General features: G+C 73.2%; 12 protein-coding genes, 2 pseudogenes and 1 riboswitch. Of the genes and pseudogenes, 4 read left to right on the top strand and 10 right to left on the bottom strand.

Annotation, left to right across the window (positions count from 1 at the left end; translation table 11 throughout):
* Positions 1-152: 152 nt before the first annotated feature.
* The 7 genes from QSK45_RS25960 to QSK45_RS25930 all read right to left on the bottom strand — a co-directional run bounded on the left by QSK45_RS25960 (position 153) and on the right by QSK45_RS25930 (position 5,040).
* Positions 153-617, bottom strand: a complete 465-nt coding sequence (locus tag QSK45_RS25960; protein WP_285560939.1) for a PH domain-containing protein — start codon at positions 615-617, stop codon at positions 153-155.
* Between the two features lie 10 nt (positions 618-627).
* On the bottom strand, positions 628-1,476 hold the full coding sequence (hisG, locus tag QSK45_RS25955; protein ID WP_285560937.1) for an ATP phosphoribosyltransferase: 849 nt from the start codon (positions 1,474-1,476) through the stop codon (positions 628-630).
* A gap of 74 nt (positions 1,477-1,550) precedes the next feature.
* Entirely contained in the window at positions 1,551-1,823 is a 273-nt protein-coding gene (locus QSK45_RS25950; protein ID WP_030399017.1) for a phosphoribosyl-ATP diphosphatase, read from the bottom strand.
* A gap of 34 nt (positions 1,824-1,857) precedes the next feature.
* Complete coding sequence (ribH, locus tag QSK45_RS25945; RefSeq protein ID WP_285560933.1) at positions 1,858-2,343, bottom strand: 6,7-dimethyl-8-ribityllumazine synthase; 486 nt, start codon at positions 2,341-2,343, stop codon at positions 1,858-1,860.
* 113 nt (positions 2,344-2,456) lie between these two features.
* Positions 2,457-3,800, bottom strand: coding sequence for a bifunctional 3,4-dihydroxy-2-butanone-4-phosphate synthase/GTP cyclohydrolase II (locus tag QSK45_RS25940; protein ID WP_285560931.1), 1,344 nt, complete (start codon positions 3,798-3,800; stop codon positions 2,457-2,459).
* A complete protein-coding gene (locus QSK45_RS25935; RefSeq protein ID WP_285560929.1) occupies positions 3,797-4,438 on the bottom strand; it encodes a nicotinamide mononucleotide transporter family protein in 642 nt (213 codons plus the stop codon). Before QSK45_RS25935 ends, QSK45_RS25940 begins: the two co-directional genes overlap by 4 nt.
* Positions 4,435-5,040, bottom strand: coding sequence for a riboflavin synthase (locus QSK45_RS25930; RefSeq protein WP_285560928.1), 606 nt, complete (start codon positions 5,038-5,040; stop codon positions 4,435-4,437). Before QSK45_RS25930 ends, QSK45_RS25935 begins: the two co-directional genes overlap by 4 nt.
* 160 nt (positions 5,041-5,200) lie before the next feature.
* Positions 5,201-5,331: riboswitch (FMN riboswitch) on the bottom strand.
* A 343-nt stretch (positions 5,332-5,674) separates the two neighbouring features.
* On the opposite strand from QSK45_RS25930, the gene QSK45_RS25925 reads away from it, so the two are divergent.
* On the top strand, positions 5,675-6,415 hold the full coding sequence (locus QSK45_RS25925) for an SDR family oxidoreductase (protein WP_285560926.1): 741 nt from the start codon (positions 5,675-5,677) through the stop codon (positions 6,413-6,415).
* A 430-nt stretch (positions 6,416-6,845) separates the two neighbouring features.
* On the opposite strand, the pseudogene QSK45_RS38615 reads toward QSK45_RS25925, so the two are convergent.
* Positions 6,846-7,133 (bottom strand): annotated as a pseudogene (locus QSK45_RS38615) (ROK family protein); the annotation flags it as partial.
* Between the two features lie 474 nt (positions 7,134-7,607).
* Positions 7,608-8,543 (bottom strand): annotated as a pseudogene (locus tag QSK45_RS38610) (ROK family transcriptional regulator); the annotation flags it as partial.
* A gap of 129 nt (positions 8,544-8,672) precedes the next feature.
* Here QSK45_RS38610 and QSK45_RS25915 point away from each other — a divergent pair.
* A complete protein-coding gene (locus QSK45_RS25915; protein ID WP_285560922.1) occupies positions 8,673-9,875 on the top strand; it encodes an MFS transporter in 1,203 nt (400 codons plus the stop codon).
* On the opposite strand, the gene QSK45_RS25910 is transcribed toward QSK45_RS25915, so the two are convergent.
* Complete coding sequence (locus QSK45_RS25910) at positions 9,835-10,293, bottom strand: acyl-CoA thioesterase (protein WP_285560920.1); 459 nt, start codon at positions 10,291-10,293, stop codon at positions 9,835-9,837. The two genes, QSK45_RS25915 and QSK45_RS25910, sit on opposite strands and share 41 nt — an antisense overlap.
* Positions 10,294-10,513: 220 nt before the next feature.
* Between QSK45_RS25910 and QSK45_RS25905 the strand changes: the two genes are divergently transcribed.
* Both QSK45_RS25905 and QSK45_RS25900 read left to right on the top strand, forming a co-directional pair.
* A complete protein-coding gene (locus QSK45_RS25905) occupies positions 10,514-11,905 on the top strand; it encodes a uracil-xanthine permease family protein (RefSeq protein ID WP_285560919.1) in 1,392 nt (463 codons plus the stop codon).
* Positions 11,906-11,981: 76 nt separating this feature from the next.
* Positions 11,982-12,671, top strand: a complete 690-nt coding sequence (locus QSK45_RS25900; protein WP_285560917.1) for a DUF5995 family protein — start codon at positions 11,982-11,984, stop codon at positions 12,669-12,671.
* Positions 12,672-12,676: the final 5 nt, after the last annotated feature.

The raw sequence follows: 12,676 nt of genomic DNA, 5'->3' as shown, positions 1-12,676 counted from the left end.
ATCGCCGGAGGGATTCACTCCTCGGGTCGCAGGAACCCCTGGCACCGGGCGGCGCACAGGGGCGGAGGCGCTGTCGGCACGGCCTCCGCCCACCAGGTTAATCAAGACGGGGCCGGGCGGGCAGGGTGGGCGACCCGGAGTCGGCCCTCGGGTCAGTCCCGATCCTCCCCCAGGCGGGCGGCCGAGTGGGCCTCGGCGAGCGCGCGCAGCGCCCTGGCGTCGGCGATCGCCCGCTCCCTGGCGATGCCCGGCTGGATGCCGAGCGCGGGCAGGCTGGTGCCGTCGCTGAGGTTCAGGAACACCCAGGGATCGCCCGGACGGAGGTTCACCTGAAGGATCTCCGCCCAGTCCAGGCGCCGCTTGCTGGCGATGTTGACGACGGTGACGCCGCTCTCGTCGGCGACGACCTTGATCCGGGCCAGCTGCGCGAGGAACCAGAAGAGCAGCGCCCCGGTGACCACGAAGCTCATCCGCTCCCCCGGGCCGAGGCCCTCCAGGAGCAGGGCGATCCCCGAGATGGTGAGGAAGATCGCCACGGCGGCGGTGAGCAGGATGGCCCGGGTGTGGCCCGGCCGGAAGGTGACGGGAAGGTCGGGCAGTGCGGTCAGGTCGGACATCACATACCCCTCAGAGGCGGCAGGCGTGGATGGCCGTGGTCAGGATGGCGCGGGCGCCGATGGCGTAGAGGTCGTCCATGATCCGCTGCGCCTCCTTGGCGGGGACCATGGCGCGGACCGCGACCCAGCCCTCGTTGTGCAGCGGGGAGACGGTCGGGGACTCCAGGCCGGGGGTGAGGGCGACGGCCTTCTCCAGCTGCTCGACCCGGCAGTCGTAGTCCATCATCACGTACGTCCGGGCGACCAGGACGCCCTGGAGGCGGCGCAGGAACTGCTGGACCTTGGGTTCCTCGGCGTCCGAGCCGGTGCGGCGGATCACGATGGCCTCGGACTTCATGATCGGCTCGCCGAAGACCTCCAGCCCCGCGTTGCGCAGGCTGGTGCCGGTCTCCACGACGTCGGCGATGACCTCGGCGACGCCCAGCTCGATCGCGGTCTCCACGGCGCCGTCCAGGTGCACCACGGAGGCGTCGACGCCGCTGTCGGCGAGGTGCCGGGCGACGATCCCCTCGTACGAGGTGGCGATCGTACGGCCCTTCAGGTCCTCGGTGCCGCTCGCGGTGCCGGGCTTGCCGGCGAAGCGGAAGGTGGAGCGGGCGAAGCCCAGCGGCAGGATCTCCTCGGCGTCCGCGCCGGAGTCGACCAGCAGGTCACGGCCGGTGATGCCGATGTCGAGGCGGCCGGAGGAGACGTAGATCGCGATGTCGCGGGGGCGGAGGTAGAAGAACTCGACCTCGTTGCCCGGGTCCACGATCCGCAGTTCCTTGGACTCGCGGCGCTGCCGGTAGCCGGCCTCATGCAGCATGTCCGCCGCAGGGCCGGACAGGGAACCCTTGTTGGGGACGGCGATGCGCAGCATGAGGGCGGCTTCCTTTGCGTGAAGGGGGTTTGTGCGGTGTACCACGGCACGGCGCGGTGGGTACGGCGGGCCGGTCAGAGGTGGGCGTAGACGTCGTCCAGGGAGATCCCGCGGGCGACCATCATCACCTGGACGTGGTACAGCAGCTGGGAGATCTCCTCGGCTGCCGCGTCCTTGCCCTCGTGCTCGGCGGCCATCCAGACCTCGGCGGCCTCTTCGACGACCTTCTTGCCGATGGCATGGACGCCCTTGCCGACCAGTTCGGCGGTGCGGGAGGTGGCGGGGTCGCCGTGGGCGGCCTTGTGCTGGAGCTCGGTGAAGAGCTCCTCGAACGTCTTCTTGGACATGGTGGTCCTTACCCTACGCGCTCCGGTCGGCGGCTCAGTGCCAGGGTTCGGATACCGAACGCAGCGTCGCGGCCGTGGAGACCGCCGCGATCACCGCCTCGTGGCCCTTGTCCTCGCTGGAACCCTCGATGCCGGCCCGGTCCAGGGCCTGCTCCTCGGTGTCGCAGGTGAGCACGCCGAAGCCGACCGGGACGCCGGTCTCCACCGAGACCTGGGTGAGGCCGTGGGTGACGCCCTGGCACACGTAGTCGAAGTGGGGGGTGCCACCGCGGATGACGACGCCGAGGGCGACCACCGCGTCGTAGCCGCGCGCGGCCAGCACCTTGGCGGCGACCGGCAGCTCGAAGCTGCCCGGGACCCGGATCAGGGTCGGCTCGTCGATGCTCAGTTCGCCGAGGGCGCGCAGGGCGCCGTTCACCAGACCGTCCATCACCTTCTCGTGCCACTGCGCCGCGATGACGGCGACCCTGAGGTCCCCGGCGTTGCGTACGGACAGTTCCGGTGCACCCTTGCCGCTCACGTCTCTCCTAAGTGCCTTCTTGCTCGACTGGCGTTGCTGGTCCTGCTGGTCCTGCTGGTCTTGCTGGTCTTGCTGGTCCTGCTGGTCCTGCTGGTCCTGCCGGCGTCACCGGCTCACTGGTTCGGGCAGGTGGCCGCGGAGGGCGCGGCCGGGCCCGGCACGGCCGGGGTGGCCGGCGTGTCCAGCCAGGGCAGGTCGTGTCCCATACGGTCCCGCTTGGTGCGCAGATAGCGCAGGTTGTGCTCGCCCGCCTGGACGGGCATCGGCACGCGCCCGGTGACCTTCAGGCCGTGGCGCAGCAGCGCGTCGGCCTTGTCGGGGTTGTTGGTCATCAGCCGCACGCTGCGCACGCCGAGGTCGGCGAGGATCTGGGCGCCGGCGCCGTAGTCGCGGGCGTCGGCCGGCAGGCCGAGCTCCAGGTTGGCGTCGAGGGTGTCGCGGCCCTGCTCCTGGAGTTCGTAGGCGCGCAGCTTGGACAGCAGGCCGATGCCACGGCCCTCGTGTCCGCGCAGGTAGACCACGACTCCGCGGCCCTCCTCCTGGATGCGGGCCAGGGAACTGTCGAGCTGGGGGCCGCAGTCGCAGCGCAGCGAGCCGAAGACGTCGCCGGTCAGGCACTCGGAGTGGACGCGGACCAGCACGTCCTCGCCGGTGCCGATCTCGCCGTGGACGAGGGCGACATGCTCGACGCCGTCGACGGTGGAGCGGTAGCCGTGGGCGGTGAAGGTGCCGTGCCGGGTGGGCAGGCGGGTCTCGGCCTCGCGGCGGACGGTGGGCTCGGTGCCCCGGCGGTAGGCGATCAGGTCCTCGATGGAGATGATCGTCAGGCCGTGCTTGCGGGCGAACGGGATCAGCTCGGGCAGCCGGAGCATCCGGCCGTCCTCGCCGGCGATCTCCACGATGGCGCCGGCCGGGCGCAGCCCCGCGAGCCGGGCGAGGTCGACGGCGGCCTCGGTGTGGCCGTTGCGCTCCAGGACTCCGCCGGACCGGGCGCGCAGCGGGAAGACGTGGCCGGGGCGGACGAAGTCGGCGGGCTCCGCGGTGCCGCTCGCGAGCAGTTGGAGCGTCGTGGCGCGGTCGGCGGCGGAGATGCCGGTGGTGACGCCGTGCGCGCCGGAGGCGTCCACGGAGACGGTGAAGGCGGTCTTCATCGACTCGGTGTTGTCCTCGACCATCTGCGGCAGCCGCAGCCGGTCGAGTTCCGCGGCCTCCATCGGGGCGCAGACCAGGCCCCGGCACTCGCTCATCATGAAGGCGACGATCTCGGGGGTCACCTTCTCGGCGGCGATGACGAGGTCGCCCTCGTTCTCCCGGTCCTCGTCGTCGACGACGATCACGGGGCGCCCGGCCGCGATGTCGGCGACGGCCTGTTCGACGGGGTCGAGGGTGAACTCCTCGATGCCGTCCCCCTCGTAGGAGTAGGAGTAGGGGTCGTAGAGCGGGGTGGCCGAGGTCATGCCGGTGCTCCTTCCAGAACGGGCCGCGGGCTCTTGCGGGAGCGCAGCCACCAGTCGCGCATGCCCCACAGGACGAGTGCGCCGTAGATGACGTAGACGAAGCCGGAGAAGGCGTAGCCGTTGGCGAAGTTGAGGGGGACGCCGACGAGGTCGACGAGCAGCCAGGCGAACCAGAACTCGACCATGCCCTTGGCCTGGGCGTACATCGCGACGACGGTGCCGACGAAGATGTAGGCGTCCGGCCAGGGGTCCCAGGACAGTTCCGGGAACGCGGTGAACAGCAGGGCGACGGCGACGGTGCCGACGGCCGCGGCGCCGATCAGGGCGGCGCGCTCGCGCCAGGTGGCGAAGCGGGGGGAGATGTGGCCGTCGCCCGCCCGGCCGCGGCCGCGGTTCCACTGCCAGAAGCCGTAGAGCGCGACCAGCATGACGACGGCCTGCTTGCCGGCGCTGCCGGTGAGGTGGCCGTAGAAGGCGGCGAAGAGGATCACGCCGGACACGAACTGCACGGGCCAGGTCCACAGGGAGCGGCGCCAGCCGAGGGCGAGGGCGCCCAGGCCGAAGATGTTGCCGATCATGTCGGACCACAGGATGTGCTGTCCGAACAGGGTGAACGCCTCGGTGTTGAGCGAGTTCACTGACCGGCCCCCTGCCCGGCCGCGAGCAGCCGCTCCACGTACTTGGCGATGACGTCCACCTCGAGGTTGACCGGGTCGCCCGGCTGCTTCACGCCGAGCGTGGTCAGGGCGAGGGTGGTGGGGATGAGGCTGACGGTGAAGTGGTCGGAGCCCGCGTCCACGACCGTGAGGCTGATGCCGTCGACGGTGATGGAGCCCTTCTCGACCACGTAGCGGGCGAGGTCGGCGGGGAGCGAGATCTTCACGATCTCCCAGTTCTCGGAGACCTTGCGCTCCAGCACCGTGCCGGTGCCGTCGACGTGGCCCTGGACGATGTGGCCGCCGAGGCGGGCGCCGACGGCCGTGGGGCGTTCGAGGTTGACGCGGGAGCCGACGGTGAGCGCGCCCAGGCTGGAGCGGTTCAGGGTCTCGGCCATGACGTCGGCGGTGAACTCGTCGCCCTCGTGTTCGACGACGGTGAGACAGACGCCGTTCACGGCGATGGAGTCGCCGTGCCGGGCGCCATCGGTGACGACGGGGCCGCGGAGCCGGAAACGGGAGGCGTCGCCGAGGTTCTCGACGGCGGTGACCTCACCCAGCTCTTCGACGATTCCGGTGAACACTTCCCGGGTCCTCCTGCCTCGTGGGGCACGGACTCCGGGGCCTGTCGAAGACGACAGAATCTACGGGTGAGCACACAATCGGGACGTCGCCGAAAAAGACCCGCCCGCGTACGGACGAGTCCAGATACGGCGGCGCGCACACGGAACGCATGCCCGCCCGCCGCGCACTGCCTCCCATCCGGACTTTAACCGTCGGTCCAGGAATTTCACCTGGTCAACCGGCCGCTGGAGGCGACCGGGTCGCGGACTGTAACCGCCGGTTCGGACTTTCACCGACCCCGGAGTGCGCTGCTTCTGGTACACGGCAAGTGTGCCACGCCGGACGGCCGCGCCGACAGGGGGTCCGTGTGGACTCGCTCACAGCCCGTGGCGCCGACTTCGCACGGTCCGAGACGGCCGACGCCAACCTCCTTCGGTGAGGCGCGTGTTGACGCGGCCGCCCCATTGACCGTAATGGTCTAGTCCTTTTAGGGTGCCGATCGGGCCCGGTGGCGGTGACGACGGCCCTTGCCCGCCGCCGGGCCGCCAGGACCGCGGCGCGGGGGTGATGTCACATTTCCGGGCGGCCGTCCGGTCTCTCCCCTGCGAGGGCGTCCCAACGGGGGCGTCCCGGTCCGGGAGGGACGGAAACAGCATGACCACGATCCTTGTCACCGGTGGCACGGGCACGCTCGGCCGGCATGTCACCGAGCGGCTGCGGGCGGACGGGCACGGGGTGCGGGTGCTCAGCCGGCATGCCCGGCCGTACGGCGTCGATCTGCGGGCGGGGGGTCCGGATCTGGACGCGGCGCTCGCCGGAGTGCCGACGGTGGTGCACTGCGCGAGCAGCACCCGGGGCGGCGACGAGGAGGCGGCCGGACACCTGATCGCGGCGGCGGAGCGGGCCGGGGTGCAGCACCTGGTGTACATCTCGGTCGTCGGGGTGGACCGGATACCGTTCGGCTACTACCGCACCAAGTACGCGGTGGAACAGCGCATCGAGCGCTCCGGCCTCGGCTTCACGATCCTGCGCACGACCCAGTTCCACGACCTGCTGGTGTCGCTCTTCGAGAACCTCTCCAGGCCGCCGGTGCTGCCACTGCCCGCGCGCGTGTCCGACCAGCCCGTCGAGGTGACCGAAGTCGCCGCCCGGCTGGCCGAGTTGGCCCTCGCCGCCCCGGCCGGCCGGGTCCCCGACATGGGCGGCCCCGAGGTCCGCTCGCTCGACTCCCTGGTCCGCGCCTACCTCCACGCCACCGGCCGCCGCCGCCCGGTGGTCCCCCTCCCCCTCTTCGGCGCGACGTACCGTGCCTTCCGCGAGGGCGACCACCTGGCACCGGAACGGGCGGTGGGCAAGGGGACGTTCGAGGAGCACTTGGCGCGACGGTTCGGATAGGGGCCCGGCCGGGGCGGCCACGACGGGACCGGTGGTTCGGGTAGGCAGGACTCGGTCGGGCCGGTCGGGCCGGTCGGGCCTTACACGACGGGGCCGGTGGTGTCGGTCAGGCCGGACACGACGCGACCCGCGATCCGGGCCGGGTCCGGCCGGGGCGGCCGCGACACGATCCGGACAGGGGGCCGGTCAGAGCGGCCGCCACGGCACCCGCGCTCCGGACAGCAGGCCGGTCGGACCGACCATCACGGGACCGACCGTCACGGGACCGGCCGTCACGGGACCGGCCGTCACGGGACCGGCCGTCCGGGCAAACGGACTCCACCGGGCCGGCCACCACAGGCCCCGCGATCCGGACAAGGCGCCGCCCCGAACGGCCACCACGGCACCCGCGATCGGGACAGGCGGCCGGGTCGCGGCCGGGTCGGGCCGGCTACGACGGGACCGGCGGCCGGGGCGGGGCGGTCCACAGGTCGTCCTGGGCCCGGTCGCGCGCCGTCAGCAGCGCGCCCCGCAGGACGGCGGAGCCCCCGAGGCCACTGGCGCGGACCTCGGTGGGCAGGGGCGACATCCGCCGCAGCCGCTCTGCCACGAGCCCGGCGAGTACGTCGCCCCCGGCCCGTCCGATCTCCCCGCCGAGGACCACGCAGCCGGGGTCCAGCACGGCGACGACGGAGGCGACACCGATGGCGATCCGGTCGGCGAGCACGGAAAGGAACCGCTCACTGGCACCTGCTTCGGCCTCCGCCCCGACCGCTTCGTCCGCCGTGGGCCCCCACCCGGACCGCCCCTCCGCCGTGGCGGGCCCCCGCCCGGCGGAACCACCCGCCGCCGAAGGGCCCCGCCCCGGCGAATCAGCCACCACCGAGGGCCCGCCTCCCGGCGACCCGCACGCCACCGAAGGGCTGCCTCCCGATGACCCGCACGCCACCGAAGGCCCGCCTCCCGGCGACCCGCCCACCACCGAAGGCCCGCCTCCCGGCGATCCGGTCGCCGCCGAGACGGCCGCCGTCCGGGCCGCGTCCGCCGCGGAACGCTTCCGCTCCGCCGAGCCGTCCGTCGGAGACGACTCCGCCAGGCACCCCTCCGAGACCTCCCCCGCCACCCCGGTCGCGCCCCGCACCGGACCCGCTCCGTGCTTCGGCCGGTCGGCCGGTACCCGGTCTCCGGTGGGTCCCCCCGTCGGCTCGTCCTCCGCTCCGGGGGGCCCGGCGAAGTCGCCCGCCCCCAAAATCCGCGCCACCGCCGCGCGCACCACCGCCGCTGCCCCCGGCCCGTCGGCCGCCGCCGGTACCGGCAGGCCGTGCTCCTCCGCCAGGGATACGACCGCCGCCGCGCCCGCCAGGGCGTGGAAGCCCCCGGCGCAGTCCGTCGCCGTGGGCAGGGCGCCCGTGCCCGGGACCGGGAGGAAGCCGATCTCGCCGGTGCCGCCGGAGGCGCCGCGGCGGAGGGCGCCGTCGAGGACGACCGCGGCGCCGGTGCCGTGGCCGAGCCAGAGGAGGACGAAGGTGTCGTGGTCCCGGGCGGCACCCTCGCGTTGTTCGGCGAGCGCGGCGAGGTTGGTCTCGTTCTCCACGGTGACGCGGGCCCCGGGCAGCCGTTCTCCGAGGGCGGCGGCGAGGCTGCGGTGCCAGGCGGGCAGGCCCGCGGAGTCACGCAGATCGCCCGTGGCCGGATCGATGAGGCCCGGCGCGCCGATGCCGACGGTGTGCAGCCGCTCCACCCCGGCCCGCCCGACGGCCCGCTCCACCGCCGCCACCACCCGCCGCACCGCGGGCTCCGTCCCCGTGTCCCCCTCGATCGGCACCGACGCCTCGGCGAGCACCCGCCCCACCAGGTCGGCGATCAGCACGACGACCCCCTCGGTGCGCACGTCGAGCGCCGCCAGGTGGGCGCGGTCGCCGACGATGCCGTAGAGCCGGGCGTTCGGGCCCCGGCGGGCCGCTCCGGACTCCCCCACGACGGTGATCAGACCGGCGGAGCCGAGCCGTTCGACGAGGTCGGCGACCGTCGGCCGGGACAGCCCCGTCAGCTGCTTCAACTGCCCTGCCGTGAGCGGGCCCTGGTCTTGCAGGAGTCCCAGGGCCAACCGGTCGTTGATGACCCGGGCGGTGCTCGGTGATGCGGGCATGGCGGGGATCCTTCCACATCGACGGGCCCGCGACCGGCGGGCCGAGCCCCGGCGGCGCGATAAGCGCTATCTATCAGGCAGGGTCCCTGATAGTTTACGCCGCACCAGCGAGCGGGGAGGAACGCAGGCATGGGTGACATGAGCGAGGCACGGCGGGCCCGGTACGCCGTCGCGGCCGTGTTCGCCGTCCACGGCGCCGTGACCGGCTCCTTCGCGACCCGCGTGCCCTGGATCCAGGACCATGCCTCGCTCGGCGCGGGCCGGCTGGGCTTCGCGCTGGCCTTCACCGCGCTCGGCGCCTCGTGCGCGATGCCGCTCGCGGGCCGGATCAGCCACCGCTTCGGCAGCCGTGACGCCCTGCGCGGCCTGATCGCGCTGTGGACCCTGTCCCTCGTGCTGCCCGCCCTCGCGCCGAACCTGCCCACCCTGTGCCTGGCGATGTTCACCTACGGCGCGTGCGCGGGGATGGCGGACGTGGCGATGAACGCGCTCGGCGTCGAGGTCGAGCGGCGGCTCGGCCGGTCGGTCATGTCCGGGCTGCACGGGATGTGGAGCACGGGCGCCCTGGTCGGCTCGGCCGCCGGCACCCTCGCCGCGCACCTCGGTGCCGACGCGCGCACCCACTTCCTGCTGGCCTCGGCCGTCCTCACCGCGCTCGGCCTGCTCGCCTGCGCCTGGGTCCTGGACATCCAGCCCACCGAGGACGAGGAGCCGCCGCCCCGGTTCGCGCTGCCGCCCCGCTCCGCCCTGCTCATCGGCATGGTGGGCTTCTGCGCGGTGTTCGCCGAGGGCGCGAGCCTGGACTGGTCGGCGGTGTTCCTGCGGGACCGGCTGGACAGCTCGGCCGGTCTCGCGGCGGCGTCGACCACGGGCTTCATGCTGACGATGGCCGTGGCCAGGATCGCCGGGGACGCGGTGGTGAACCGGTTCGGCGCGGTGCGCACGGTCCGGGCCGGCGGCGTCCTGGCGGTCGCGGGCGGCCTGCTGGTCGTCGCCGCCGGGCAGCCCGCGGTGGCGATGGGCGGCTTCGCCCTGATGGGGCTCGGCATCGCGGTCGTCGTCCCGCTGTGCTTCGCCGCCGCCGGGCACGCCGGGCCCAATCCCAGCCAGGCCATCGCGGGTGTGGCGACCATCACCTACACCTCGGGGCTGATCGCGCCGAGCCTGATCGGCGGGGTGGCGCAGGCGACCAGCCTGGTGGTCTCGTTCGGCGTGGTGACGGCGCTGGCGTGCGGGCTCACGGCGTGCGCGGGGGTGCTGCGCTCCGCCGAGCGCGGGGTCGAGCGGGAGGTCAGTCCGCGGGCCGCAGCAGTTCCCGGGCCACGGCCCTGAAGCCGTCGCTCCACGGCGCCGGGCGCAGGGTCGCCGCGTCGAGCCGCACCAGCACCCGGGCGCCCCGGGCGTAGGTCTCGCTCCCGTCGGCCGAGCAGAAGCGGAAGCCGTAGGTGAGCCCGGTGGTGCCGAGCCGGTCCAGCCACAGGTGCACGGCGTAGCGGCCGGGGCTGGTGACCGGGGCCTCGTAGCCGATGCGCAGTTCGCGCACCGCGTTGCAGGCGTCGCCGGCCGCGGCCCAGTCGCCGTCGAAGCGGATCCCGTGCTCGTGCCACAGCTCGGTCCAGGCGCGCTCGACCAGCAGCGGATAGCGGGCGTTGTGCAGCAGCCCGAGCGCGTCGAGGTCGTCGAAGTGGACGGTGACGGGCATCAGCCGGCCGTGGGAGACGGCGGGGGCGGACGGGGCTTCGACGGTCACTGCGGGGCTCCTGGGCGAGGCGGCCGGGGGTGGACCCCCGGGGGTACGGCATTCCATACTAAGCGACCGCTCAGCACACCCTCCGGGACGTCCCCGGAACACCCCCGCACGGGCCGCGTGCACGGACCGCTTCGGCGACCAGCGACAATGGTGCGGATAACCCCCCTGTCCCCCGGCCCCCTCGGCTGCCCGGACGCGACACAGAAAGCGATACCCCACCATGGACCTCGGCGTGCGCTGGAAACTGCACGGTGACGGGAAGACCCCCGCGCCAGGAGCAGTGGTACGGCCCGACGAACGGCTGTCCTGGCCCCGGACGGTGGGCCTCGGCGCCCAGCACGTCGTCGCCATGTTCGGCGCCTCCTTCGTGGCGCCGGTACTGATGGGCCTGGACCCCAACCTGGCGATCATGATGTCCGGCGTCGCCACGGTCATCTTCCTGCTCGCCACCCGCGGCCGGGTGCCCAGCTACCTCGGCTGCTCCCTGTCCTTCGTGGGCGTGGCCGCGGTCATCCGCGCGCAGGGCGGTACGAGCGCGACCGTGACCGGCGCGACACTCGCCGTCGGCGTCGTGCTGTTCCTGGTGGGCCTCGCGGTGCAGAAGTTCGGGGCGCGGATCATCCACGCGGCCATGCCGCCCATCGTGACCGGCGCGGTCGTGATGCTGATCGGCTTCAACCTGGCCCCGGTGACCGCCTCCACCTACTGGCCGCAGGACCAGTGGACCGCGCTGCTGGTGATGCTGTTCACCGGGCTCGCGGTGGTCTGCCTGCGCGGCTTCTGGTCCCGCATCGCGATCTTCCTCGGCCTGGTCTTCGGCTACGGCATCTCCTGGGTCTTCGACCGCCTCTTCGGCAGGATCCACTCCGTGGACGGCAGCGGCAAGCTCACCGACCACTGGCGCCTGGACCTCTCCGGCGTCTCCAAGGCCGACTGGATCGGTCTGCCGCACTTCCACGGGCCGTCCTTCCAGTGGTCGGCGATCCTGGTCGCGCTGCCCGTCGTCATCGCGCTGGTCGCGGAGAACGCGGGCCACGTCAAGGCCGTCGGCGAGATGACCGGCGACCCGCTGGACGACAAGCTGGGTACGGCGATCTCGGCCGACGGCGTCGCCTCCGTGCTGTCCACCGCGGTGGGCGGCCCGCCGAACACCACGTACTCCGAGAACATCGGCGTGATGGCCGCGACGCGCGTCTACTCCACCGCCGCGTACTGGGCGGCCGCCGGCTTCGCCCTGCTGTTCGGCCTGTGCCCGAAGTTCGGCGCGATCGTCGCCGCCATCCCGGGCGGCGTGCTCGGCGGCATCACGGTCATCCTCTACGGCATGATCGGCCTGCTCGGCGCGCAGATCTGGCTCAACGCCAAGGTGGACCTGCGCAACCCGCTGAACCTGGTGCCGGCCGCCGCGGGCATCATCATCGGCGTGGGCAACGTGAGCATGAAGTTCACCAGCAACTTCTCCCTCAGCGGCATCGCGCTCGGCACCCTGGTCGTCATCACCGGCTACCACGCGCTGCGCGCCTTCGCGCCGGCCCACCTCAAGGGGCAGGAGCCGCTGCTGGACGAGGGGACCTCCAGCTACGACCCGGACTCCCCGACCGCCCAGTCGTAAAGACCCGTTCCCCCGTTCCGGCGACGCACCGGGCCGGTCGGCACATCGGCCGGTCCCGGGCTGCGACCCTTCCCCCATGTCGCAGTCGTCCCCCGTCACCGCCCCCGCCGTCGACACCGTCGTCTCCCGGATGCGGGCCCTGGCCGCCGTCCTGCCCGAGCGGGACGGCGTCGCCGTCTTCAACCGCGTCTACCTCACCGTCACCGAGGAGATCGACCGGCGCCTGGGCACCGGGGAGTTCCCCGATCCCCGGGCGGCCGCGGCGCTGGACGTGCGGTTCGCCGAGCGGTACCTGCGGGCGGTCGAGGCCGCCGAGGCCGACCGCAGACCGCCCGCGTGCTGGCGGCCGCTGTTCGAGCTGCGCCGCCATCCCGGCGTACGGCCGCTCCAGTTCGCGTTGGCCGGCGTCAACGCGCACATCGGGCACGACCTCGCCCTCGCGGTCGTGGACGCCTGCCGCGCCATCGGCTGTGAACCCGTCGATCTGGAGGACGAGTTCGAGCACGTCGGAGAGATCCTCACCGCCCTGGAGGAACGGGTCCGCGAGGATCTGATGCCGGGCCCCGACCTGCTCCAGCTCGCCGACCCGCTCACCCATCTCCTGGGCGCCTGGAGCCTGGAGCGCGCCCGGGACGCCGCCTGGGCGGCGGCGCGGGCCCTGTGGGCGCTGCGCCACTGCCCGGACGTCGCCGGGGAGTTCGCCGAACGGCTGGACGCGGCGGTGGGATTCGCGGGAAGGATGCTGCTGACACCGCTCGCGCGCTGAGAGAA

Origin of the sequence: Streptomyces hygroscopicus subsp. hygroscopicus (assembly GCF_030269125.1) — a bacterium.
Taxonomy (GTDB): Bacteria; Actinomycetota; Actinomycetes; order Streptomycetales; family Streptomycetaceae; genus Streptomyces; species Streptomyces hygroscopicus_C.
Note: the sequence above shows the minus strand (reverse complement) of the source record. Positions and strands in the feature narration are given on the sequence as shown.